Source organism: Bdellovibrio sp. HCB274, from assembly GCF_047306075.1.
Lineage (GTDB): Bacteria > Bdellovibrionota > Bdellovibrionia > Bdellovibrionales > Bdellovibrionaceae > Bdellovibrio.
In genome coordinates this window covers 2,722,192-2,747,066 of sequence record NZ_CP178623.1, presented here as the reverse complement: position 1 = coordinate 2,747,066, position 24,875 = coordinate 2,722,192, and the positions used below count along the sequence as shown (strand labels likewise).

Below are 24,875 nucleotides of genomic sequence, written 5' to 3'. Positions count from 1 at the left end.
GGAGCCAGAGTGACTCCTCCCTGATTATTACTTCTTAAGATTGAAACCGATCAAAGCCAGTTTGGAAGAAACTGAACCCAGCATGCGCTCGATTTCAGCTCTGACTTGCGGGTCTCTGACGTTATTTGAAGTCAACTGAGACTCAAGCAATGCTGCCAATTGCAAAGCCATTTCAGTGTTCTGAATTGCTAACTCCTTCGTGTTAGCATCAACCTGCTCTGAAGAAGACAAACCTTTTACAAGGTTACGTACTTTTAAAGCCGCTGTCGTTGCGTTGCGATCCACGATATTTTTATCTGCCATCAACTTGATAACATCCAGGTTGTACAAGCTGCTGTCGTCGCTGAATTTGTTAGCGACAGCCTGGCGGATGATGTCGTCATAGATCGCGATTTTCAACTGAGCTTGTTGGTCCGTGCTCAAATTGTAAATTTCAGAAAGGCCGCGTACCTCAGCATCGATGCGAGAGCGTACAACCTTGTCCTGACCCAAGACACTGCGTACTTGAGACAAAGACATTGCCTCTTTGGAATCATTCATCATAAAGAAGAAAGAACCAGCTGCAGATGCAGACGCAGAAGAAGTCCCAGAAGATAGCATCGTGTGCTTATTGATTAGCAATTGAACCACTGGCTGAATCAGGTGTTCCCAAGTAAGTCTCATTGAGTTGCCGGAGCTTTCCACGGATTGCTCAAGAACTTTATCAAGACCTGTAGCGATCGAGAATCTATCCAAACCTTCGATTGAAAGTTTACCCATGTGTTGGATTGCGCGAAGAACCATCGTCAATGGAACCAAAACAAATTCAACTTTCTTAACGGATTCCACGCCCAGGTAACCAGCACCAATAGTTACGCTGGAAGTTGGAACAGTACCCAGGTAAGCCGTACGCAAGTAAGTATATTTTTTCGCAACAGCCGCGTCGACAGCTACCAGTTTACCAGCGCTGCTTTCTACTTTTGTCGTCGCGATGATCAAGGACAACAATGTTGCAGTCGACTGATCCAAAGCCACTTCAGAGCTATTGGATTTTTGCACAGCTGTGCTGCCAGAAGCAGAAGCGTCTTCCTTTGGAGTGCGTGCAGAAGCAAAAGCTGGAGCAAGCAAAGTAACTGCTGTCATTACGGATACGGCCTTTTTCGGTTTCATGGGTTCTCTCTCTTTCGTTTTGTGTTGTCTCTGTTTGAGACTGTTATAAGTTCACTTTCTCATGAGAGTTTCTTTGCAAACGTTCTTCCACTTCAGTCTCCAACCAATAAGTTATGGAGTGCTTTGCGCTGTCTAAGCGATCTGCGCTAAACCCTTATTGTCACTATGGTTATCTGAATGTAACCGTGATTTTAATTATGTAAGGGCGCGGTTGAGCCAAGGCCTTGTCATTTCTTCATGATCCAAATGCGAATTTTGGTTCTGCTGGAATAGGTAAGATCTGGTGGGCGGCCTGGCATTTGTACCTCTGGTGGCATTGGCTGTCCCGGAGGGTCGTTTATGATCAAAGTTTTGATAGTTCCTGCATTGCTATTGGCAAGCTCGCTGGCCTTTGCACAAAAAGAAGTCGTTGTAACCTGCAAGGGTTCCTTGAACCCTTCGATGAAACCGCAGGAAACCTACACGGTAAATTTGACTGAATTCGGTGATGTGGTTTTGGAAGGCAAAGATGCCAAGTCCTCGCAGATCTACATCAAAGTGGATGCAGCCCAGGTGATTCGTAAGAATGATGATTCGGGATTAAGTCTTCACAGCAGCAAGCGCCAGATGGGTATGACTTTGTCTGCACAAACAATTGATATTGACTATAAAACGGGAAAAGGCCTGGCCCAGGATTCGTTGACATTCAACGGTGGGACCAAGCCTCGTTCAATATACCTTGCGTCTTGCTCGCGCTGATTATTTCGTCGTGTAAACGCAGGTGCCTAAAGAGCGGTTGCCTTTCTTATAGGTAACCGTGATTTCTTTTTCTTTGATTTTCACAATCGTCGTAGAGTCTGACTTTACCTGACCCTGGCAAATTTCTTTATCAATGCGAGTCAGAGTTGTTGAGGATGAATCATCAACTCGCGTTGCATTTTGCGTGAATTCACAGTTGTCATCAAGATCCGATTGCATCTTGATATCTTCATTGGTCAGCGGCATGGAGTCTGTACCGATAGTCAAAGTTTTTAACTTCAAATCGCGCTTTGCAACTTCAAAGTCATTGCAGATCTCTTCATCGCCGCTGCTCATCTTATACTTTCCAAAAGTCAGATCAGGAACGGATTGAGCGTGAGCGATGCCCGAAAATGCGATCATGGAAAAGCTAATAAGAGTAATTACTTTTGAAAACATAGTGCGAACCTTTCCATATGTGGCAACATTTGACGTTTCACCCGGTGACCTCGTGTCGGACCCCAGTACTTATTTCCTGAAGTCGCGGTCGCACCGCGCGCCAGCTGAGTGTCCTTCATTGTTTCAATAGCACACTTGGCTTGTCCAGAAGCAGATTTAACATTTGCACACTCAGGACCTCTGCTTGCACGCAGGATGGGACTCACTTCTACCGTCCAGATTCCCAAACCATCGGTTGGATTCAGGCGGCGGGTGTTGCCATTTCTGTCGGTATACCATTGACCGTGTCTAAGGCCAGGGTTGCAAGTCGATGACTCTTCCTGTCCTAAGGAAGTCCAGAACCAGGCCCAAGCTTTCAATTTGTTTTCAGAGCTTAGATTGTTGAAGCGGGGGCACAGTCCGCCCAGAGCATTGCTTTTTAAATAGTACTTGCTGTTTCTAGGATCAGCCATGGTGGACATCATGTATTGTCCCAGTTGGGTAGGGTTGCCTTGCGAATTCATCAATAGATTTTGACATTGGCTGGTCATGCCACGGGCTTTTTTGCCAGAGACACGTTTTTTTAGAATCACCGCGCGGCTACCAGTTTTGGTGGAAGGAGCAGAGCAATTCACACAGGAATCATTGGCAACCTTGGTTGCGTTAGATCTGTTAATAGCATCGATAGCTTCTTTATTGGCCTTGGTTTTTTTCTGTTTGAACTCAGGATCCTGTACTGCCGGTTTTTCTTTTTCAACCTTGGCTGCTTTTGCAGCTACCGTATTTTTGGTCTTTTTACCCTGATCCCAATTGGATGGCATATCTTCATAAAGAGAAAGATCAGAATCACCATCACGGTGATACACCCACATCTCATCGCCTTGGTTGCGACCGTTTAGAACTTTGATTTTAATGCCAAAACTTCCTGAACGAAGTTTTTTGGTTTCCAGAACCTCACCGCGCGTACCGCGAGTCAAAGTGGTTACAATGTTATTGTCACCTCTTGAGAAAGAAGCTGAGGAACGCCCATTGAGCATGCCATTCAATTCCACATATTCTTCGGTGCCGGTAAATCCCGCCAACAAAGATATGCTCAAGGTGCCTAATATGATTTTTTTTGTGAGCTTCTTTAGTTCCATAGCTGGAGGTAGTGCAACTTAAAGGCCTGATTGGCATGTGAAGACTTCCCAGTATTTACAGAAGGTTACCGTCTGTTTTCGAGATACACAGGAATTAACAATTGACAGGTTTCGCTGAATTGTCACCGCGCTGTCAATGGAGTGATCACCTCTGGATTTCCAAAAATGAGACAAAGGAGCCGCCATCAAAGCGGCTCCTAAAGTCTTAGTGATGTTGCGCTCCCAGTTGGTCACTCAGGCGGCCTCTATTGCGCCCTACAGTGATTTCAGACGGTGTTCCGATGAACTCCAAGAGGTCTGAATTAAATCGTTCTGGCTGAGTCTGGGCAAGTCCGTGATCGGCCCCTTCATAAACCTTTAAAAGGGCGTTAGGGATGATCTTGGCAGCTTCAATAGATGCGGCGCCAATCGGTACAATCTGGTCATCGCTTCCGTGGATCAGAAGGGTCGGAATATCAAACTTTTTCAAATCATCTGTATAGTCCACTTCGGAAAACTGTTCGATGCAATCCCACTGGGCCTTGATTCCGCCCATCATACCTTGCAACCAAAATGAATCGCACAACCCTTGGGAGGTTTTGTTCATCATGCGATTAAAGCCATAGAACTTTTTGGACAGATCCAAATAGAACTGCGAGCGGTTGTCCGCCACTCCCTGACGAATATCATCAAAGATCTCTTTTGGTAGACCGTTGGGATTCTGTGGAGTTTTTAACATCAACGGTGGTACTGCACCGACCAGCACCGCTTTTGCCACGCGTGTGGTTCCGTGTCTTCCCAGATAACGCGCGACTTCGCCGCCGCCAGTTGAGTGGCCCACCAGGATCAAGTCGTGTAAATCCAATTCCTCGATCAGCTCGGAAAGATCATCGGCATACTGGTCCATGTGATTGCCTTCCCAGGTTTGCGAAGAGCGTCCATGCCCACGACGGTCGTGCGCAATCACGCGATAGCCTTCATGCAATAAGGCAAGCATTTGTGCTTCCCACGCATCAGAAGTTAAAGGCCAGCCATGCGAAAACAAAACCGGCTGCCCCTGGCCCCAGTCTTTATAGAATATTTTAGTCCCATCAGAGACGGTAAAGAATGAACTCATAAGAGTTTCCTTTCTGTTAACAGTTTTAGCTTTACCCAATAAAGCTATCACTCAGAAAGGCGTGCGCGGAGTGAATAGACTTCTGCGTGAGAAAATGCAGATTTTGTATTTGTAAACTAACAGAGTCACGGGCCGTGAAAAAAGGATTTAAAATCGTTCGGCCAACAGCAATGCCTTGATAGCGACAGCCGTTGTGTAAGCCGAAGAGCGCCAAACCACAGGGTACCGAGCCACGAAGGTCGCGGCAAAGTAAACCTCACCCGGCCAATAGACAAATCCATGACGGTCCCGCGTGCTCATGCCTGCCAGATAATTGGCGGCATTACGTACAGCCTGACGGTGTCGGGGATTTTCCGGATCACCGATTTGCGCCAGGGCACTTAACGCCCAGGCCGTGGACTGGATGCGATCGGGCCTTGTCAGGTATTTGTTTTTCCAGCCGCCATTGCGCTTTTGTTTTTTCAGCAAGAAAGCGATGATGTTATTTCGGGAAGGCTCCAAGCACGAACCTCCCTGTTCTATGATATCCGCCATGGTGTAAGGCAGGATGTAGCGGCTGGGATAGTACATGCCACAAAAGAAAAAATCCTTTTGTATCGCCATGCGATTTAAATGACGACAGGCTGCTTTGTAGCCGGGCCCGTCGGTATTTTTAGCAAGTGTTAAAACTTTCAGAACATTGGCGTTCACCACGCAGTCCACATCATTGCGATTAAAGGGAACCCGCGTGCCGTTATGAGGTTTGGAAAAAATATTGCGCGGCATTTTTGGATCGTCCTCATCCCAGAGCCACGTCAGAAAGGCGCCGGTGTTTTTCTGTCCTTGCCCGGCATTGTAAACGTGGGCTTGGCGATTCACGTCGCGTGCCTGGGAAAAAGCGCGCACCACGGAATCCGGCAGATGCTGATAGCTGTGCTCGCCATTTTCAATTTTTTGCAGGTACTGCAAGGTTGCATAGGAAACCGAAGTCGTATCCGCATCCGGCGGAATGTTCGCGAACCCTTTAAAGCGGGGAGCCAGATACATATAGCGAGGCTGGCGCACAGAAACGCCACGATAAGTTGTCGGAGGATAAAAATTAAATAATTCATTCCAGTAGTAGTTGCGAAATCCTGCCACCGTTTTTCGAATCATCGGCGGTATGGAATTATACTCAGGGGCAAGAAAGTAAATTTCGGCGAGCACATTGGCGACAGAGGCCGCCACAAAGGCCGTGGGCTCTTCATAAGGGTGATTGAATTTACCCACACCCACCGCACTCGGAAGGTAAGAGGTGACTCGGGCGATCCATTGACCCGGGTCATAACCTTCCTCCCCCGTGGTTTGATAGTGCTCAATAAAGCGCAGGGCCGAGGAGATTTGGCCCCGAAATTGGGGTCCTGCGAAACATGGCTGAAAGCTTAAAGCCACTAACAAAAGAATGAAAACTGTTTTCACTTTGCCTCCCAGGATCTCAGATCAAATATGTTCGAGTTCAGCAGGGAAAACAGGGGGTGGGCAAGTGCCTCTGTTAGCTTACATTTAGACACCTTTTGAAAAGGCTAACGAGTTGCGTAAAACCTTTGACTTTCGTGCCCTTAGCTCGCTAAACCATTGGTTCGCCAAAGAGCGAAGAAAGGTACGGGTAAGGTCCAGGGGAAGCTGCGCGAGCAGATTCCGAACAACCAGAGGCTTTACTACGTGGAGGTATTTAAAAAACGATATGACAAAACAACTTAACAAGGCCGAACTTGAAAAACAGAAAGTGCTAGCTTTCTTGGATGCAGAAGATTCCAATGTCGCTGCTAATCCTGGCATCTATGGTGCAAAAAAGTCTGACAAAGGCGAATTCGATTCTCTATTCGAAGCGTCCATGAAAGAGCAAGATTTCAAAGTTGGCGACGTTGTTACTGGTACAGTAGTAGAAGTTCAATCTGACTACGTTCTAGTGGACATCAACTACAAGTCTGAAGGTTTGATTGCTATCAATGAATTCCGTATTGTTGACGGCGTTCGTGAAGTAAAAGCTGGAGACAAAGTAGAAGTTCTTATCGACCGTATCGAAAACGAAAACGGTATGATCGTTCTTTCTAAAGATAAAGCAGACATGCTACGTGCATGGACTGATATCTCTAAAGCAGCAGAAAACGAAGAAGTTATCGAAGGTACTGTTGTTGCTAAAGTTAAAGGCGGCTTGAGCGTTGATATCGGCGTTAAAGCATTCTTGCCTGGATCTCAAATCGATCTACGTCCGGTTCGCAACATGGACGTTTACTTGGGCAAAAAGTTCAAATTCAAAGTTATCAAATTCAACAAAAAGCGTGGCAACATCGTTCTTTCCCGCCGTGCGCTTCTTGAAGAAGAACGCGATAGCTTGCGTTCTCAAACTCTTGACACTATGGCAGAAGGTTCTGTTGTTACTGGTATCGTTAAAAATATCACTGACTACGGTGCGTTCATTGACCTTGGTGGCATGGACGGATTGTTGCACATCACAGACATGTCTTGGGGCCGTGTAAAACACCCTTCTGAAATGTTGAACGTTGGCGACGAAATCCAAGTTAAAGTTCTTAAGTATGACAAAGAAAAAGAACGCGTATCTTTGGGCATGAAACAGTTGCACAACGATCCTTGGGAATCTGTTAAAGCTTCTTACCCAGCAGGCACTAAGCTTAAAGGTAAAGTTGTTTCATTGGCAGAATACGGTGCATTCATTGAACTTGGCGAAGGCATTGAAGGCCTAATCCACGTTTCTGAAATGTCTTGGACTAAACGTGTAAAACACCCTTCTCAAATCGTTAACGTTGGTGACGAAGTAGAAGTAGTAGTTCTTGAAGTAGACACTGAAAACCGCCGCATTTCTTTGGGCATGAAACAGCTTCAACAAAATCCTTGGATTGAACTTAAAGAGTCTTACGCTCCAGGTACAATCATCGAAGGTGAAGTTAAATCTGTTACTGACTTCGGTATCTTCATCGGCATCGAAGAAGGTATTGACGGCCTAGTTCACATCTCTGACTTCTCTTGGACTAAACGTGTTAACCACCCAAGCGAAATGTTCGCTAAAGGTCAAAAAGTACGCGCAGTTGTTCTAGGTGTAGACATTGAGAACGAAAGATTCTCTTTGGGTATCAAACAACTTGAGTCTGACCCTTGGGCAAACATCGAGAGCAAATACGCTATCGGTACTCAACACGATGTTAAAGTAACTAAAACAGCTGATTTTGGTGCTTTCGTTGAGCTTGAGTCTGATATCGAAGGTTTGATCCACATTTCTGAACTTACAACAGACAAAATCAACTCTGTTGAAGACTTCATTAAGCCAGGTCAATCTGTAAAAGCTGAAGTTATCTCTATCGACAAAGACGCTCGTAAGATCGGTTTGTCTGCAAAACTAGTTAAACTTCGTGAGTCAAAAGCTGACGTTGATGACTATGTTAAGAAAGCAACAGCAACTTCTAAATCAACTTTCGGTGACTTGTTCGCTGACCAGTTGAAAAACATGAAGACTGACGGCAAACAGTAATATCATACCGCGTTGCGGTGCGATTGACTGAAATGTCGAAAAAGGGGAGCCTAACAAGGTTCCCCTTTTTTTATTTTCAGCAGGAGTCGACAGCGTGGCACAGAAGAATGGTTTCTTCAAAAAACTCATTATCATCATTCTAGTATTCATCGGTATCGGGGCTTTGCTTAAAGCGGGTTCAGGTATGTTCGGCGAACAGGAAAAAACTCTTTCCGCAAAAAATACGATCCTGCATCTGGAAATGAACGGCGTAATCCTGAACGGAAAACGCTTTCTTAAAAATCTAAAAAAATATTCTGAGGACAACCGCGTAAAAGCGGTGGTGATCAATATCAATTCTCCGGGCGGCTCTGTCGGACCTTCCCAGGAAATCTATCACGAGATCAAAAAGGTTCGCGATGAATTGAAAAAGCCTGTGGTGTGCGTGACGACGGGTGTGATGGCTTCTGGTGCTTACTACTCGGCAGTTGCCTGCGATAAGATTGTCGTGGCTCCAGGTGCCTTGGTTGGTTCCATCGGTGTGATTATGGAGTTCGCGAATCTTGAAAAACTTTATGACTGGGCAAAGGTATCCCGCTACTCCATCACTTCCGGTAAATTCAAAGACTCCGGCGCTGAGTACCGTCCAATGCGTGAAGATGAAAAGAATCTTTTCCAAAACATGATCAACGAAGTTTACGCTCAGTTCAAAGGAACCGTTGCAAAAGAGCGCAAGTTGAAAGACGACGTCGTTTCTGAATACGCTGACGGTCGCGTGTTTACCGGGGCTACGGCAGTTAAAGTGGGCTTTGCTGACCAAGAGGGTTTCTTTGACGATGCCGTCACTTTGGCGGCGGAGCTTGCGAAACTGGGTAAAGACTATGACGTCTTTGAAGTTCCTAAAAAGAAAATGAGCATCTTTGATTTCGGTGGCCGTGAAGGTGAAGACGATTTGAACTCTATGGTTGAATACGCTGATGTCCTAAAAGGCAAAGCAGCGATCGCTGCGGGAATCACTCCCGGCGTGAACATGGAAAGTGCTGTAAAGTACTTGTTGCGTTCTCAGTATCTGAACCAGCCTCTTTATATGATGCCCGGTTACTGGGAGTAATTGATGGCCAAGAAAAAACCAGCAAAAAAATCTGCTGCTAAGAAGACGACCCCAAAAAAGTCGTCTTCAAAACTTTCTGGCAGTACGGTCAAGGCCACGATTTGCATCAATCATGAAATCTGGCCGATGGAACGCGATGTTTTGTTCCGTCCTGATCGCATGAAGTACGTGCGTAAGTTGATCAAGCCCGAGGGCTGTGTATTTTGTAATGCTGCCAAGAAGGAAGTTTCATTCGATAGTTTGTGTGTCTACAAAACCAAGCACTCCATGGTTGTTCTGAACAAGTTTCCTTATAACAGTGGTCATGTCCTGGTTTTACCAAGACGTCACTGCGGGGATCTTTTGAAATTGTCGGACGCTGAGTTCATGGATTTGCAAGATACCATTCGTTTAACCATGGCAGCGATCAATGCCATTTACTCTCCAGGGGGAATTAACCTGGGTTTAAATCATGGAGCTGTGGCGGGTGCGGGAATTCCGGAGCATCTTCACTACCACATGATTCCACGCTGGTCTGGGGACCTTAATTTCTTCCCGTTGATCGCTGAGACCAAGGTCTTGGTTGAAAGTCTTGAGCAGACCTACGAGAAGTTTTTGGAGTATTTTAAGAAGTTATGAATAGAGGCGTAAGTTTTCAAACAGCACCCATGACTCCTGCAGTGAAGTGGTTGCTGATCATCAATGTGGCGATCTGGTTCCTTCTACAAGTAATGGTGGAGGGGTTCGCCAAGATTCCGGTCACTTCCTATCTTTCCTTGGTTCCAGGGAAAGTTCTTTTTAATTTCGAGATCTGGCAGTTGTTCACGTACATGTTCGTGCACTCCATGCAGGTTACTCACATCCTGTTCAACATGCTGATGCTTTGGTTTTTTGGGGCCGAGCTTGAGCAGCGTTGGGGTACCAAGTTTTTCCTGACGTATTATTTCGCTTCAGGCGTGGGTGCCGCGATCATTTATTGCGTGGGAGTTTGGGGCTATGCTTTGGCGACGGGCTCTGAGACGGGTCTGATTGTGCCAGTGGTTGGCGCATCGGGCGCGATCTTTGGTCTTTTGCTGGCTCAAGGAATCATCTTTGGCGAGCGCATTGTGTACTTCTTTATGTTGTTCCCAATGAAGAACAAATGGTTCGTTACTTTAATGGGAGCTGTTCAATTTGCCTCCATGATGACTTCAAGCGTCACGGGTGGCGAAGTGGCATACCTAGCCCATTTAGGCGGGATCGTAGCCGGGTTTATCACTCTGCAGATCAAAGCCTGGTTCGTAAGGCAGGATTTCAAGAAAAAGGCCAAGAACAAGGGCCGAAACCTTCGCTTGGTCGTCGATAACGAGAAAAAGGGCGAAAAGCCCCCTAAATACTGGAACTAACCCGAAGGGCCCTAACAAGGGCCCTTTTAGTTTTTGGGGAGGGCTCTGGACAAGGGCGTCGGAGTTGGATATAAAGATAGCGATTATATCAATTAAAGGAGCGCGCATGTCTTTGGCTGAAGCTAATAAGAATCTAAAATGGGACACTAGAATGACTGAATCTAAAATCAATTCTGGTGAACTTAAAAAAGAAGAAATGCAAAAGCACCTTGAGCAACTTCCAGATCTTGCTCACAACGTAGAGAAATTCACTATCGACGGTAAGTCTTCTTCAACAGAAGAATCTCACTAGTATTTGAAATTCACATTTTGTGAATGATGAAAGCAGCCCCTTAGGTGGCTGCTTTTTTTTGGATTGCGCTTGGTTGCGGTCTCATCGTTTGTGCGCTGCCGCACCCGCTACGGGTGTGACTGCGTGGGCAAAATTAAAGTCCGAAGTATTCGAACACGCGCAGGGCGATTTGGAATTCTGATTCCATATCTAAAGGATCGGCGGCAAGTTCCAGGGGTTCGCCTTTGACGCCTTTGTGGATCTTTGCGAGTTTCTTCTGGGCATCCTTCCAATAGCGTTCCTGCCACTGCGGATTGGTCACGCGAGTGAATAGCTCGTTGATTTCAAGGCTGCGCTCAGTGGCGTCTTTGTTCATCTTTTTTTGGCCGGGAAAAACATAGTCGACGACTTTGACGACGTCTTCAGGATTTACCAACTCGAGTGTGCAGTAAGTCGCGCAGACCATCGCCAGCAGGTAGCGGCGATAGGTGGCAAGGTCTTTCGTGTGATAACTGTGTTCGCCACCGGAGCGATAAATGACCTTAAGATCTTCAAAGACCGGGGAGTGCTTTTTCCCAAGCTCATCACCCAAGGCCAAATCCAAAACGACAACCAGACTTTCTGCAAAATTTAAGTACTTGCGAAAGGCCGTTGAATCTTTGGGAGCAGGTGGAAGCAGTCGCCACAAAATGCGATGATTCTGTTCATGATAAAGGGAAATCTCGTTAAAGCGCCCCAGGGCTTCCAGTTCCTTATCAGGATCAGCCAGCTCATGGGAGTGATCCTTAAACCACAACAGCTCTGACCAAGACGGGGAGTACTGAATCACATCAGCAAACAGATCCTGCGCACTTAAAGAACGCATGGTCGAACAAACCTTCGCTTCAAAGACTCCACCCAGTTGCTGATACATCTCGCGGCTGGCGCGATAAAGACTGCTGGCGTGCAATAGCTGCGCGTCCAGGGGGTATTCTGATAAAACCAGTTTGTTGTGTTTTTTTGAAGTCGGAAGACCCGCCAGTAGATTTAGGTCTTCAAGAAAATATTGAACGTCAGAGTTCTGAACGGAAGGGGACGATTTTTTCGCCATTTACTATCGTCCCTTAACGTAGGTTACTGAGTTTGCTGGATGTTGCCAGCTTGAGCAGTCATGGAGTTTTCGCGAGCGATAGCAGAGGAAACTGCTTTTTGGCTGAATGGAGCCCACTCTTCGCGGATGATCTTGTAAGAATCACCAGTTTTCACCGCATAAATCGTTTTCACACCATAATCGATGTGCTTGTCAGATTCATAGCGCTGCAAAGTTTTTACCAGCAACTGGTCATTGTGTTGAACAATGTAAGGCTGGGAAAGGTGAACCTTGATGAACTCATACTGTTTCTTCAGATTTGATTTGTGAGTTTTCCAACCAGCAAAGTCAAAACCTGGAGCTTTAAATTCAGAATCATAGAAGCTCATGTATTTATCAATGTCCTGGGACTCCCAGGATTGACGCCAGCCTTCGATGAAGGTGTTCAGGGCCACACGGCGTTTTTCGTGTTCGTCTTTAGAAACATAGCTGACGTGATCAAAGATCAAGATCGGTGTTTCATTAAGTTTGATATAGTCGGCAAGCTTTTTAATCACCTCATTACGAACCACCACGCAGCCGCGGGAACCGCGAGTCAATGGAACCGTATCAGGAATCGCGTGCAACCAGATACCAGAACCCGTTTTGTTTTCGCGCTTGTCGAAAAGGTTCGGGTAGTTTGTGGTAAATGCCAAAGCACCATAAAGGTTGAATGGAATTTCCGGTTGAGTCAGACGTTTTTGCAGGAAGTAGATACCTTCCGGAGTTTTCTTATCATCGCGTTTGGTTTTGTTACCACCAGCGGCGCCGATGTCGGCCGGAAACTCATCCACTTTTTTAATTTGTTCGCCATTGCGTTCAAAAACGGTGAGTTTGCGTTTTTCCTTATCTACCAGGAAAACGAATTTAGAAAAAGCATCTGTCTCTGAGATCTGCAGCAGTGGTGCTGGTAGCAAATCGTTCGCCCCAAATTGAGACGGCACAGAAGATACAGATTCCGCCCTTACAGGCAAACAAGCTAAAATAGTGAGGCTGACCGAGAGTAAACTTCTCATAATATTATATTTCGGAAGACTCGTGATTTTTGTCAAGCCTCAGAATGAAAATGTCTAAAGGTTAGACGAAAAGTATGAAAATCACTTGGAAAATTTGAGTTCACTCCCGTTAAGACCTAGGACTGAAGCTCCGATAGTTCCCATGAAGTGAGAGGTTTCACATGGCACAGAGTCAAGAGGGACAGGCACCAGCAAAGCCCAAAAATTCCGGTATGATCCTGCAGATTGCTTTTGCAGTCCTTAATTTGGCCGTTATGGGCGGTGGCGCCTATATGGTTTATGCCTCGACGATGGGGTGGGAATCTCCCTCTATTAGCGAAGAAACAGCTCAAAGGGAACTGGCCTCAGTGGAGACCACTGAAATGGCACCCATGGTCTATACAATGGATAAATTCACCGTCAATTTGAATGGGGAGCCAAAGCGTACAATCCGTCTTGAGGTCAATTTGCAGATGTTAGGCAAAGATGGCTTTGAGGAAGTGATGGAGCCCGAAAATCGCGCCAAAGCCCGCGACAAAATTGTTCGCATCCTGAACGAAGAGGGTTTCAGCAACCTGGAAAGCATCCAGGGTAAACTCTTCCTTAAAGATAAGATCGCCATGGAAGTAAATGGCATTCTTCACAGAGGCGTGGTTAAAGACGTTTTCTTCTCTGACTTCGTAGTTCAATAATTTGCCCCTGCTAACGTTATATCCGGGGCCTTTTATGCCCTATCACAAAGGCCTGCCCGCCGAAGCCTTGGCGAAGGTGGGTCTTAAGTCTTAAATCAAGTCTAATTGTTGTCTTCTATTCCATCGCAGACCAAACTTACATCATAGAAATTACTCCAAGGAAAGAAGCAACTATGAAACGGATTTCTACATTGCTTGTCGCAATGACGTGCGTCTTTGCGACATCTGCGCAAGCCATCGAGCCAATGCCCTATCAACCAACTTCAAATGCTGACATCGTTGGCACCATCAAAGGATGGGCAAACACGGGTTCTTTGAAGCTGAGTCTGCCTGTGACCAAGTTCCAATTGAAAAACGGGCTGACGGTGCTTCTGGTCGAAGACCACACCGTGCCGATGGTGAGCTATCACACGTGGTACCGCGTGGGTTCCCGCGATGAATCTCCAGGCGTGACGGGCGCGGCCCATATGCTGGAGCATATGATGTTTAAAGGTGCCAAAAAATATGATGGCAAGGCCTTCGATCGCATTTTCCATGAAAATGGTATTTCCAATAATGCCTTTACTACAAACGACTACACGGGCTTTTACCAAAATCTTCCCAGCGACAAGCTGGAACTGGTTATGGATATGGAAGTGGATCGTATGAGTTCTTTGGCTTTAAAGCCCGAAGATCTTAAAAGCGAAAAAGAAGTAGTAAAAGAAGAACGCCGCTGGCGCATTGATAACAACCCAATGGGTGTTGTGCGCGAAACGATGATGGGAACAGTCTTTAAAACCAGTAACTATCGCTGGCCGGTAATTGGCTACATGAAAGATATTGAACAATACAATGCTGAAAAGCTAAGATTCTTTTATAGCACTTTTTACGTACCAAATAATGCAGTGCTGGTGTTGGTAGGGGATTTCGAAACTCCAAAAGTTAAAGCCATGATTGAAAAGTATTATGGCGCTTTAGAGTACCGTCCTTTGCCAAAGCGTGATTATCCGAAGGAAAAACCACAAACGGTCCAGCAAAACGCAGTGATCCGTCGTGATGTGCAAAATGACTCTTTCATAGTCGCCTTTCAAAGCCCGCAGCAAAGTGATCCGGATATGTATGCCCTGGATTTGGCCGCGAATATTTTGGGTAACGGCACATCTTCACGTTTGTATAAGCGCCTGGTTTACCAAAAACAGTCTGCGACTTCGACTTATGCATTTAACTACGCTTTGAAAGAATCCGGCGTTTATGCAACAGGTGTGATGATGAAGCCAGGCATCAGTCACAAAGAAACTCTGGACGTGGTTTACAACGAAATCTGGAAGCTCAGAAATCAGAAAGTTTCTGATGCAGAACTTGCAAAAGCCAAAACTCAGGTGATCAAAGATCTGGTGGACAGTCTTAAAACTATGGATGGTAAAGCCCGCGCATTGGCGGTGAATGAAATCCAAACGGGAACCTACGAGACCCTGTTTACCGACGTCGAAAAATACCAGGCTGTGACTGCTGATGACATCAAACGCGTCAGTGAAAAGTACACGAATCAAACTCAACGCTCCATCATCGTGCTGGAACCGAAAGTAAAACAAGGAGCTGCCAATGAATAAATTTATTCAACATTTGACGTTGCCATTTGTCTGTGTGGCTTTGGCTTCTTGTGCCGGGAATACTTCAAAAAACCAACAGGCGACTCCACCGGGCTATACCGCTGGTAAAAATGCCGGAACATTTAAGCTGATGCCGTATAAAGAGGTCGTGCTTGAAAATGGTCTTAAGATCATTTACGTGCGTGACAACAGCTTACCTCGTATCAGTTTGACGACTTTGGTTAAAACCGGAAACGTGCAGGAGCCCAAGGATCTGGCGGGATTAAATGCGATCACAGCTTATCTTCTGGAACAGGGGACACAGTCCCGTGACGCGATGAAAATTGCCGACGAGTTTGGGCAAATGGGGACGGCACTCGATGTAAATCCTGGTTATGATGTAACGACGATCTATGCTGATGCCTTGATCAACGATGCTTCTAATTTATTGCAGGTGTATTCAGATATCCTGATGAATCCGTCATTTAAGGACGGCGAAATTAACAGATTGCGTTCGCAACTGGTGGCAAGCCTGAAAAAGAAAATCGACAACCCATCGGCATTTGCGGATGAGCAGATGGATCAGTTTTTATATGGTGAACATCCTTATGGGCGTGATGCTAACGGGACTATCCCGGGCCTGCAAACTCTGCGCAAGCAGGATATCATCAAGCACTACCTGACCTTCTTCCGTCCAAACAATGCGACGATGGCTGTGGTCGGTCAGTTTGATGATGCTTTTGAAAAGCAGATTCAAGAGACAATGGGTAAGTGGACTAAGCGCACAATTCCTGAAACGAAAACGGCAGAAGCTCCTGCCATCGATTCTTTGCAGGTGAAATTGGTTGTGAAAAAGGGTCTGCAACAAACGCAGATTCGTGTTTCGCAACTGGGTATCTCAAGACTGGATAAGGATTTTATTCCATTGCGTATGGCCAACGAATCTTTGGGTGGCAGTTTCGGCAGTCGCCTGAATCAAAAAGTCCGCGATGATCTGGGATTAACGTACTCGATCTATTCTGGATTTGATGCACGCAAGTATCGTGGCAGCTTTGATGTTTCAACTTTCACTAAGAACGAAACAGCGGCAAAGGCTTTGGATGAAACTTTGAAAGTGCTTAAAGACTTTGTCGATAATGGCGCGACCGAGCAAGAGGCCGTGGCTTCCCGCAATCAGTTGATTGGTCAATTCCCCCGTGCCATCGAAACTGCAGATCGTCTGGTGTATAATTTGTTAGTGCTCGATTACTACGGTATTTCGTATGACTATTTGACGGACTATATTTCCAACGTCAAAAAGATCAAACAAAAGGACGCCAACGCGGCGATTAAGCGCCACTTGGACTCTGGAAAGTTCAAAGTCGTGGTTTACGGAAATGAATCCATTATTCCGCAGTTTAAAGACTATAAACCGGAAGTAATCAGAATCCGCTAAGTCAGGGTTCTCAGTTCAAAAATAAAAAAGCCAGGTCACAATGCCTGGCCTTTTTTTATTTATTAAATACAGGTTTATCTGACATTCCCAATCTTCCCACAAATGGAAGCTTTAGGGCGGGGCGGGCAAAATCAATTCCAAAACTCATTCCCAGTAAATTGACCTCGATACCTTCCGCAAGTCCCACGCTGGCCCCGAGCATTCCAAAAATAGAAAACTGCACGCCGGTTCCAGATTCGGTGATACCCACTGGTTGACCGGTGCCGATCCAATCTTTACCCACGGCATGGGGCGGAAGATCCGTGTAGATGCCCGGGGTATTTCTCATCACGTAAGACACAAAGGTGTTGCTGTTCGGTCCCGGATAAATGCGGTAAGTGTCGGGATAAGGATAGCTTTCAATGGATTTTACCAACGAAGGGATCATTTCAGTTGCGGCATCACCGCGCACATCAAGATGAAGTGTGGGATCATTGCCAAACCATTTCTGATCGGGCTGGCGGTGGGTTTTGCGAATCACTGGAAGGCCAGGGTTGGCGTAATAACCAATGACTTCGTAGACGCTCCAGTCTTTTGCGTTTTCCTCTTTGAAGGCGATCCAGGAGTGGACAGCGAGGTTGCCTTTCCATCCATAGGTGCGAGCAGAATAGATTTGTACGACAGCGCGCGGCTCTTCTTGTGGAGTTGGCGCAATACCCACAGAGCTGCGATCAGCAGTGCGCCAATCATCAGCTAAAGCGGTTGCAGATTGTAAAAAGAAAAGAGCCAGGATGGTGAGGGATTTTACTTTCATGCAGAGTAGAATAACTTAAATCTGGAGAAAGTAACAGGGCGCAAATTCCGCGCCCACATTGAAAAAGAGAGGATACTTTTATTTGCGCTTGTTCTTTTTTGCGCGAATGAAAATGAAGGCCCCCAAAGCAGCAAGTAGCAAAGCTCCGAATAGCAGCAGACCCTTATTGGAGCTGCCTGACTTAGGACCGTCTTGGTACATATCTGCTGGCATTGCAGATTGAATGCCTTCTCCGAAAGTGCCGCTACCAGGGCGCAAAGGTCCTAGTTCAGGTTTTGTGAAAAGGTTTTTCGAAGCAATAACCTGCAAGCTCATGACCGCTTTGAAAAAGTCAGAACTGTACTTAGTGTAATATTGTTTATGAGCCGAGAACGTTACCAGAATCGCAATCTTGTCTTTGATCGTCGCAACGTAACGAGTGAAGTAGTTCGCAACTTCAGAGTTCATGTGCAAAGCGTCGATCCAGATCTGATTGTTAATGGTTTCTTTCTTACTTTTATAAACAACTTTGGAAGTTAATGAACCGCCACCTTTGGTCATGATTGAGATCGGTGAGTCCAAATGTGTTTGGTAAAGTGGAAAAGTATCCGTCGGACCGACCTCTTTTGCCGTCAGGATGATGATAGCTTCCTTGGATTCTTTAGTTTGTTGGCTGCGGCACACCCATTCGGTTTGCTCAAGATTACATTTCCAGGTCTCTGGAAGTTCAAAAGAGATGTAGGCGTTGCGGAAGACTTTTGCATTGGCGCTAAAACTGAGTAGAATAACTGCGAGCGGCGCGAACAATCGTAACATCATGTTGAATACCTCCAGATGCGGACGAATGTAAGTATAATAATAAAAACCGCCCGGATCAAAGCGCAAAGGAGAAAATCTCGTGAAGAACCTATATCAGCTGACCACCTTTGTGACTGTCATCAGCGAAGGCAGTATGACTGCCGCAGCCGATAAGCTTTATTTAACCCAACCCGCAGTCAGTCAGCAGATTCGCAATCTGGAGGAAGATCTAGGTGTGGAGTTATTGGTTCGTGGGGTTCGACAGATTAAGGCCACTCCGCAAGGGGAAGTGCTTTTTGACTACGCTAAGAAGATCATCCATCTGACTCAACAAGCAGAGATCGCGATCAAGTCCATAGGCAATCAGATGAAGGGGCAGCTAAGAATTGGCACCTTGAATTCGATTGGATTGCATTTAATGAGTCCTATCGTGGGGCGCTTGATGCGCCATAATCCAGAGTTGTCCCTAAAGATTGATTACGAATCTGGCGAAGATTTGATTCAAAACTTCAAGAAATCCAATTATGACGTCATTATTTTGCCGGAGACCAAGTCGGAGTTCGCAGAGGACCTGGAAGGCTGCGAACAAAAGTTCCTGGTGAAAGAAGAAATGTGGCTGGTCGGTTCTAGCAAAGATGAAAAGATGCCTCAGCAGATCACTTCAAAAGATTTGAACGCATTTCCGGTGGTGGACTTTACCCAAGAGTTCCCGCGGTTTAATCGTATTCTGAAAGAGAAAATGGAAAGCTCCCAAGCCCATGCGATTTTTGAATCCGCCAACGTGGGCACTCTTAAGCGCGTGATCGAGGCGGGACTGGGTTGGGGATTTCTGCCAGCTCACTCAGTAAAAAAGCAGGTGCGCTCGGGCCGCTTGAATCGCGTTTACGTCAAAGACCTTTCCTACGAAATGGATCTTACTTTTTATTATAAAAAGAATTCCAGCAACAAGCCGTTAGTCGAGGTATTCTATTCGACTCTCGCAGGTCAGGAAAAGGCCTAGACTTTCATCGATCTATAAAAACTGTCACATTTTGCCGAAATGATTCTGATAGCAGTTTCAGAAACTTTTTGGAAAAGGTGATTTGTGAAAGTTAAACCTTCTATTCAAATCAAAATGTCTGTGCCGATCATTTTCATCGCGATCCTGGTATTTGTCGCGATGAACTTCCTGGTAGCCAGAAACAGTTTAAAAACGGCTGAGTCTCAAGCAGTTGATGAAACGACAGCCATTGCGAAAGCCTACGCCAATGAGATGCGTCTTTCCGCGGAATCAGGGTTGGGAACAGCAAGGATTTTGGCGCAGTATCTTCAGTCGAACCGGGCTAATCATCACACCGAGCGCGCTCCGATTGAACATGCGTTTAAGGATATTCTTCAAAGTAATAAAACGCTGATCGGAGTTTGGACGGCGTGGGAGCCGAATGCGTGGGACGGTCAGGATGCTAAATTTGCAAACACTCCAGGATATGATAGCACCGGTCGTTTTATTCCTTATTTAAGTTATGCTGATGGCAAAGCCAATCTTGCCCCTTTGGTGGACTATGAAAAGCCAGGCGCGGGGGATTACTATCTGGTTCCGAAAGCTCGTGGAAAAGAAACCATGGTGGAGCCATATTTGTATCCTATCGACGGTCAGCAAGTGTTGATGACGTCAGCCGTAGTGCCAATCTTTATTGATGGCAAAGTGGCCGGTGTTGCGGGAGTGGACTTGCCACTTAAAGATCTGCAAGAGCAGGCTTCTCATATCAAGCCATTTGAATCTTCGGTTTCTTTCCTTGTTACAGACACAGGAAAACTTGCAGCACATCCTGATTCAAAAATGATCACGCAGCCTGCGAAGTTTTCTTTTGAACCAGAAAAGTTCAATAAAGCTGTTACCGCGGGTGAGCGCCTGGTTTTAAGCGGCTTGGATCCGGAACTAAAAGAAGAATTCCTTTATGTAGTGACACCGGTGCCGATGGGCCAGACAGAAAAGTCCTGGTCGCTGGTGGTGCGCACTCCACTGAAGGATGTTATGGCTGATGCACGTGCGATGGTGATGACTCAAATTATTATCGCGATTGCCGGAACTTTGATTTTATTGGTAGCCGTACAATTTATTGCGATATATATCTCCAAGTCGGTCAGTCGTATCACCGATCGCTTGTCTGAATCCGGCGACAACGTAACGACAGCGATCGAGCAGTTGTCATTGGCAGGTCAAAGCTTGTCCCAGTCAGCCAGTGAATCTGCGGCTTCTTTGGAAGAAACCGTGGCGGCTTTGGAAGAGATGAGTTCGATGGTTCGTATGAACTCCGAGAATGCCAAACAGGCAGCGAACCTTTCATCGCAATCTTCGGACTCTGCTCGCAAGGGTGAGGAAGAAATGGGTGCGTTGATTCAGTCGATGACTGAAATTGCCAAGTCTTCAAAAGAAATTGAAGAGATCATTAACGTGATTGACGATATCGCCTTCCAGACAAACTTGCTGGCACTTAACGCCGCAGTCGAAGCTGCGCGCGCAGGAGAGCAGGGTAAGGGCTTTGCTGTCGTGGCGGAGGCTGTTCGCGCCCTGGCGCAAAGATCTGCAGTGGCTGCAAAAGATATCAACGGTCTGATCAAAACGAGTGTGGCTAAGGTCGAAAATGGTACGCAACAGGCACATCGCTCTGGCGAAGTCCTAAAAGGTATTGTCGCTTCAGTTAAAAAAGTTTCTGATCTGAATCTGGAAATATCTACCGCAAGTGAAGAGCAAGCTACGGGGATTCAGCAGATTTCGAAAGCTATGAATCAACTTGATGCTTCGGTGCAGTCTAATGCGGCTTCTTCAGAGGAGATTGCGGGAACTTCGACCGACATTAGTCATCAGGCTAATGTGATGAAAGGCGCGACGGTTGAGATGAATGTTTTCGTTCATGGTGAAGATAAGAACGCGGCTTAGTACCTGCCGAAAATGGAAAATCGAAAATTGAAGTTTAGAGCGAGGGGTGGTCTCCTCGCTCTTTTTTTATTAGCTAGTTACCTGGTTCTGGTTGTGGTTCAGGTTCTGGTGCTGGAGTGCCCTCTGTGATGGACTCCAACGCTAGAGTTGTTTTAGTGCCGGTTGCAACATCCAAAACTTCATGCTTGATTACGCCAAATGGTACGTCGCCCATCCATGTTTTGATAACGCGTCCATCGTCAGCTGTGACTGTCGTGCGGCAGGCTTGGTAAGTGCCCGTAGTTACGGCCACTTCTTCCATAGTACCACCCATCATCGCACAGTTTGTCATAGTGTGCTGCCAGGCATCTGGATTCCACAGGCAGGATTTCACCATTTCTTCAGTGGTGGTTTCGTCACCTTTTGTCATGTCCACTTTAACGGTCCATTTGTGAGTTGGCTCATCCCATTTTGTCACTTCTTTGGTTACCGACATCGGAGTGCTGGTGCCGTCGAGTTTATCTTCGGACCCTTTCCACATCGATTTGTCACCCACTGTTGGGTATGCCATCGCGTAACTTGAAATCAGCAGCAGGGCTGCCAGTACTTTGGAAAACATAATGACCTCCTGTCATTTTGGGTTGGTTGAACAAAACGGTCCCAGCATCGCACGAAGGTTTTTGCTTTGCCTTATGTATTCTGCTGGCTTGTGTAAGGCTGCAGGGACGTGTGAAAAACGAAGGTGTTAAGTCCTTGTACACTCGTGAATTTAATACTTAGGACGACTGTTACCCACGGTTCAGAAGCTGTGAGACTGCACTGGAATGGCCACTATTTTGCATCGATAAGTCCTGTTAAATTTCCTCATTTTCAGAGCGGAGGTCTTGGTGAAGTTAAAGTTTTATTTAATGGCAGCAACGTTGACCTTCGCAAGCACCGCTTTTTCCGCACGTAATATGAAGGACTCCGAAGGCGTATACCGCCGCCGCACAGAGCCGCAGCAGATCACCTTGCTTGATAGTGGAATCGCGTCCCTTAAAAAACGTCTGAATATGATCGAAAGTGCCAAGCATTCGATCGAAATGGAATACTTCATATACAGCATCGATACGGCGGGGCGCCTGATTACGGACGCCTTGATTCGTAAAGCACGCCAGGGTGTGAAGATTCGGGTGATCGTGGATACGTCACTTCCGATTTTTGAGCTTAATAAATACTACGCTTCGGTTTTAAAAGAAGCTGGCATCGAGGTTCATTACTATAATCCTGCGGTTTTGGTTCGTGTCGTGACAGTGCAGTTCCGAAGCCACCGTAAGACGTTGATTGTCGATGGTATTGAGGGCATCACCGGCGGCCGCAATATCGCTGATGAATATTTTGATCTAAGTCCCGAATACAACTTTCTGGATACTGACATCGTGGTTAAGGGCACCATCGTACAGGACATGCTGAAAAGCTTTGAAGAGTTCTGGAATGCCGAATTGACTGAAAACGCACCGATCGTGCGCGCACCTCGTCCTTCCGATTTTCCTAACTTAAGCGATAATTATGAAAATGATCCCTGGTCCCGTCAGGATAAAGACGCACGCATCAGTGTCAGCCGCTACAAGGGTGAAGTCAGCAGATACGAAGAGGGTACCGCGAAAGCCAAAGCCTTCACGGTTTTAACTCCTGAAGATCATCGTGTGCGCCGTTATGTGGATACTTTGGGTGCGCAGCTTTTAGCCAAAGAAACCACCGCGATTTGTAACGACACTCTTTTTGCTGCAGACTTCCCAGGAATGGGTGAAAAGACCCGTGTTTTGCGCAAGCAATTGGCGCTGGAAGCAAGCCTTGCGCAAAAGAAGATTTACATCGAGTCTCCGTACTTCGTGGTTAAGAAAGAAATCTCCACGATCCTTGATGACTTAATTCGCCGCAAAGTTGAAATCAACGTCGTTTCAAACAGTTTGTATTCGACGGACGCCTTTTATACACAAGCCGTTTTCGATACGCGCATCCGCCGCTGGACTGAGCTGGGCGTAAATGTTTGGATGCATAAAGGAATGATTAATCCAGCGGTGTATCCGGTTATTCCCGAAGCACGGTCCTCGCGTTGGGGCACTCACTCAAAACGCGCAGTGATTGATGGAAAGACGATCATGGTCGGAACCTTTAACATGGATCCGCGATCTACAAATATTAATGCTGAGATGGCTTTGATCTGTCGGGACAATCCGATATTGGCGAAAGCACTGCAGGAAAATATCGAACAGCACATCGCCGGGTCCGCAAAACTAAATCGCTACGGAGTGCGTGAAGATGGTCGCCCGATGCATGAAAAAGTTCCGCTCTCCAAGAAAATCCTATTCTGGATGACCTTGCCCCTGGCGAGTGTTTTGGATTTCCTTTTGTAGAAACAAATCTAGAATATCACGCTGTCTGGCAGACCCAGGCGGGCCGCGATGATTCTGACGATCTCACTTGCGGTTTCTTCTAGTGCACGTTCAGTGACGTTGAAAACCGGCCAGCGGCGATTCACCTTAAAGATCTTTTCCGCGAACTCAATTTCTTTTGCGATATGGGCCATCGAGGCGTACTCGCCCCCGGTGTCCTGACCGAACTTTTCCAAACGGCTTTTGCGAATACGTTGCAGGGAATCCATATCAATGATTAATCCTACCACGCGACGCTGATCGATTTTGAATAACTCCTCTGGCAGGGGAGCGTTCAGAACCAAAGGCACGTTCGCAACCTTCCAGCCTTTGTGACTTAGGAAAATTGAAAGCGGGGTTTTGCTGGTTCGGGAAATTCCCACCAGCACGATGTCTGCTTTATCAAGTTCTGCAAAAGTTTTTCCGTCATCATGCTTAACCGTGTATTCAATCGCTTCAATGCGTTTGAAGTATCTTTCGTCCACCGCGCGCAGGGCGCCCACATGGGATTCTGAATGCTCGCCAAAAAAAGTATCCAAAGTGCTTAGCAAAGGACCCAGTAAGTCAAAATGCGGAATGCCTTTGCCTGAAGCGGCTTCGCGGATTTTATTTCTCAGAGAGGGGCTTGCCACCGTATAGGCCAGCATCCCGCGACGTTCAAAGCACTCTTCGATCACAGCTTCGGCCTGGGCTTCGGTGCGCACATTCTTACTGCGAATGATATTGATGTCTTTAGTGGAGTATTGAACCAAGGCCGCGCGAATCATCGTCGCTGCCGTTTCACCGGTACTGTCTGAAAGGATGTAGATGGTGTAGGTTCTTGGTTCTGTGCTCATTTGATTAGTCCGCAAATCCGTTAATCAGTGCGCGACGAACATTGTCGGTGTGATTCTGTAACCAGATATCCGGAAGCGTCGAAAACAATATAAACGAAAAATCCGGAGTAACTTTAATCAGCAAACACGTCGTTTTATTTTCCGGATCCAAATGTTGCAGATTGGTTTTGCGCAAAACAGTTGCTGCATCCGTTTTAAGCCAGCTCATCAAGCTTGCGTTCGGAAGACTGATTGTAGACTTTGCATTATTCTTAAATAGCTCAGACACACCTTTATGGAAGTAAGCCTGGGCTTTCCAGTGACCGTCGTGATTTTCCAAAAGAATGCCCGCCTGAAATAGCATAGCCAGACGTGAAAAGACCACGATCGAGCGATCAATGTGATCTTCCGGCAAACCTTGAGAAAGTCCACGCACTAAGGCTTCATCACGGGAAGCTTCAAATTCCTTTTGCACGCGTTCGCGCTCTTCGGATTGTGGATCGAAATCGTTTTCCAAAAAAGATTGAAGACGTTTTTGAAAGGTGGAGATTTTAGAGACTAAAGCTTGTGATAGACGTTCCATGATGCAATCCTCTTCACTTCATTGTGA

Annotated in this window: 24 protein-coding genes; 12 read left to right on the top strand and 12 right to left on the bottom strand. The window is 46.4% G+C overall.

Features of this window, described 5'->3' with window-relative positions:
- Positions 1-27: 27 nt before the first annotated feature.
- Positions 28-1,149, bottom strand: coding sequence for a hypothetical protein (locus tag ACLWNV_RS13300; protein WP_413584931.1), 1,122 nt, complete (start codon positions 1,147-1,149; stop codon positions 28-30).
- Between the two features lie 339 nt (positions 1,150-1,488).
- Here ACLWNV_RS13300 and ACLWNV_RS13295 point away from each other — a divergent pair, with 339 nt between their 5' ends.
- On the top strand, positions 1,489-1,887 hold the full coding sequence (locus ACLWNV_RS13295; RefSeq protein WP_413584930.1) for a hypothetical protein: 399 nt from the start codon (positions 1,489-1,491) through the stop codon (positions 1,885-1,887).
- On the opposite strand, the gene ACLWNV_RS13290 is transcribed toward ACLWNV_RS13295, so the two are convergent.
- From ACLWNV_RS13290 to ACLWNV_RS13275, 4 genes are all read right to left on the bottom strand, one after another.
- A complete protein-coding gene (locus ACLWNV_RS13290) occupies positions 1,888-2,289 on the bottom strand; it encodes a hypothetical protein (protein WP_413584929.1) in 402 nt (133 codons plus the stop codon). It lies immediately after the preceding gene.
- Between the two features lie 20 nt (positions 2,290-2,309).
- The gene (locus tag ACLWNV_RS13285; RefSeq protein WP_413584928.1) at positions 2,310-3,401 is read right to left on the bottom strand and encodes a hypothetical protein; all 1,092 of its coding nucleotides are present in this window, start codon (positions 3,399-3,401) and stop codon (positions 2,310-2,312) included.
- Between the two features lie 247 nt (positions 3,402-3,648).
- On the bottom strand, positions 3,649-4,539 hold the full coding sequence (locus ACLWNV_RS13280; protein WP_413584927.1) for an alpha/beta fold hydrolase: 891 nt from the start codon (positions 4,537-4,539) through the stop codon (positions 3,649-3,651).
- Positions 4,540-4,686: 147 nt separating this feature from the next.
- On the bottom strand, positions 4,687-5,976 hold the full coding sequence (locus ACLWNV_RS13275) for a hypothetical protein (RefSeq protein ID WP_413584926.1): 1,290 nt from the start codon (positions 5,974-5,976) through the stop codon (positions 4,687-4,689).
- Positions 5,977-6,241: 265 nt separating this feature from the next.
- On the opposite strand from ACLWNV_RS13275, the gene ACLWNV_RS13270 reads away from it, so the two are divergent.
- From ACLWNV_RS13270 to ACLWNV_RS13250, 5 genes are all read left to right on the top strand, one after another.
- Positions 6,242-8,044 (top strand): 30S ribosomal protein S1, encoded by a 1,803-nt coding sequence (locus ACLWNV_RS13270; RefSeq protein ID WP_413584925.1) that lies wholly within the window; start codon positions 6,242-6,244, stop codon positions 8,042-8,044.
- A gap of 94 nt (positions 8,045-8,138) precedes the next feature.
- Positions 8,139-9,134 carry a signal peptide peptidase SppA gene (sppA, locus tag ACLWNV_RS13265; RefSeq protein ID WP_413584924.1) on the top strand — a complete coding sequence of 332 codons (996 nt, stop codon included), beginning with the start codon at positions 8,139-8,141 and terminating at the stop codon, positions 9,132-9,134.
- A 3-nt stretch (positions 9,135-9,137) separates the two neighbouring features.
- Complete coding sequence (locus tag ACLWNV_RS13260) at positions 9,138-9,752, top strand: HIT family protein (RefSeq protein ID WP_413584923.1); 615 nt, start codon at positions 9,138-9,140, stop codon at positions 9,750-9,752.
- The gene (locus ACLWNV_RS13255) at positions 9,749-10,498 is read left to right on the top strand and encodes a rhomboid family intramembrane serine protease (RefSeq protein WP_413584922.1); all 750 of its coding nucleotides are present in this window, start codon (positions 9,749-9,751) and stop codon (positions 10,496-10,498) included. The genes ACLWNV_RS13260 and ACLWNV_RS13255 overlap by 4 nt, the downstream gene beginning before the upstream one ends.
- A gap of 106 nt (positions 10,499-10,604) precedes the next feature.
- A complete protein-coding gene (locus ACLWNV_RS13250) occupies positions 10,605-10,790 on the top strand; it encodes a hypothetical protein (RefSeq protein ID WP_413584921.1) in 186 nt (61 codons plus the stop codon).
- 133 nt (positions 10,791-10,923) lie between these two features.
- On the opposite strand, the gene ACLWNV_RS13245 is transcribed toward ACLWNV_RS13250, so the two are convergent.
- Both ACLWNV_RS13245 and ACLWNV_RS13240 read right to left on the bottom strand, forming a co-directional pair.
- Positions 10,924-11,859 (bottom strand): hypothetical protein, encoded by a 936-nt coding sequence (locus tag ACLWNV_RS13245; protein ID WP_413584920.1) that lies wholly within the window; start codon positions 11,857-11,859, stop codon positions 10,924-10,926.
- 23 nt (positions 11,860-11,882) lie between these two features.
- Positions 11,883-12,794 carry a L,D-transpeptidase family protein gene (locus tag ACLWNV_RS13240; protein ID WP_413584919.1) on the bottom strand — a complete coding sequence of 304 codons (912 nt, stop codon included), beginning with the start codon at positions 12,792-12,794 and terminating at the stop codon, positions 11,883-11,885.
- 260 nt (positions 12,795-13,054) lie between these two features.
- Between ACLWNV_RS13240 and fliL the strand changes: the two genes are divergently transcribed.
- The 3 genes from fliL (at position 13,055) to ACLWNV_RS13225 (ending at position 16,567) form a co-directional block, all read left to right on the top strand.
- Complete coding sequence (gene fliL, locus ACLWNV_RS13235; RefSeq protein ID WP_413584918.1) at positions 13,055-13,564, top strand: flagellar basal body-associated protein FliL; 510 nt, start codon at positions 13,055-13,057, stop codon at positions 13,562-13,564.
- 173 nt (positions 13,565-13,737) lie between these two features.
- On the top strand, positions 13,738-15,153 hold the full coding sequence (locus ACLWNV_RS13230) for a M16 family metallopeptidase (RefSeq protein ID WP_413584917.1): 1,416 nt from the start codon (positions 13,738-13,740) through the stop codon (positions 15,151-15,153).
- Positions 15,146-16,567, top strand: coding sequence for a M16 family metallopeptidase (locus tag ACLWNV_RS13225; RefSeq protein ID WP_413584916.1), 1,422 nt, complete (start codon positions 15,146-15,148; stop codon positions 16,565-16,567). Before ACLWNV_RS13230 ends, ACLWNV_RS13225 begins: the two co-directional genes overlap by 8 nt.
- 55 nt (positions 16,568-16,622) lie before the next feature.
- Here ACLWNV_RS13225 and ACLWNV_RS13220 read toward each other — a convergent pair whose 3' ends face one another.
- Positions 16,623-17,360, bottom strand: a complete 738-nt coding sequence (locus tag ACLWNV_RS13220) for a DUF3750 domain-containing protein (protein ID WP_413584915.1) — start codon at positions 17,358-17,360, stop codon at positions 16,623-16,625.
- Positions 17,361-17,438: 78 nt separating this feature from the next.
- Complete coding sequence (locus tag ACLWNV_RS13215) at positions 17,439-18,158, bottom strand: LPXTG cell wall anchor domain-containing protein (RefSeq protein WP_413584914.1); 720 nt, start codon at positions 18,156-18,158, stop codon at positions 17,439-17,441.
- 79 nt (positions 18,159-18,237) lie between these two features.
- On the opposite strand from ACLWNV_RS13215, the gene ACLWNV_RS13210 reads away from it, so the two are divergent.
- Both ACLWNV_RS13210 and ACLWNV_RS13205 read left to right on the top strand, forming a co-directional pair.
- Positions 18,238-19,137, top strand: a complete 900-nt coding sequence (locus ACLWNV_RS13210; RefSeq protein WP_413584913.1) for a LysR family transcriptional regulator — start codon at positions 18,238-18,240, stop codon at positions 19,135-19,137.
- An 84-nt stretch (positions 19,138-19,221) separates the two neighbouring features.
- Positions 19,222-21,057 (top strand): methyl-accepting chemotaxis protein, encoded by a 1,836-nt coding sequence (locus ACLWNV_RS13205; protein WP_413584912.1) that lies wholly within the window; start codon positions 19,222-19,224, stop codon positions 21,055-21,057.
- Between the two features lie 73 nt (positions 21,058-21,130).
- On the opposite strand, the gene ACLWNV_RS13200 is transcribed toward ACLWNV_RS13205, so the two are convergent.
- Complete coding sequence (locus ACLWNV_RS13200; protein WP_413584911.1) at positions 21,131-21,655, bottom strand: hypothetical protein; 525 nt, start codon at positions 21,653-21,655, stop codon at positions 21,131-21,133.
- A gap of 268 nt (positions 21,656-21,923) precedes the next feature.
- Here ACLWNV_RS13200 and ACLWNV_RS13195 point away from each other — a divergent pair, with 268 nt between their 5' ends.
- Positions 21,924-23,432, top strand: a complete 1,509-nt coding sequence (locus tag ACLWNV_RS13195) for a phospholipase D-like domain-containing protein (protein ID WP_413584910.1) — start codon at positions 21,924-21,926, stop codon at positions 23,430-23,432.
- A gap of 8 nt (positions 23,433-23,440) precedes the next feature.
- Here the strand turns inward: ACLWNV_RS13195 and ACLWNV_RS13190 are convergent, their stop codons facing one another.
- Both ACLWNV_RS13190 and ACLWNV_RS13185 read right to left on the bottom strand, forming a co-directional pair.
- Positions 23,441-24,286: a pyruvate, water dikinase regulatory protein gene (locus tag ACLWNV_RS13190; RefSeq protein WP_413584909.1), complete on the bottom strand. Its 846-nt coding sequence runs from the start codon at positions 24,284-24,286 to the stop codon at positions 23,441-23,443.
- Between the two features lie 4 nt (positions 24,287-24,290).
- Entirely contained in the window at positions 24,291-24,848 is a 558-nt protein-coding gene (locus ACLWNV_RS13185) for a GTP cyclohydrolase (protein WP_413584908.1), read from the bottom strand.
- Positions 24,849-24,875 lie beyond the last annotated feature (27 nt).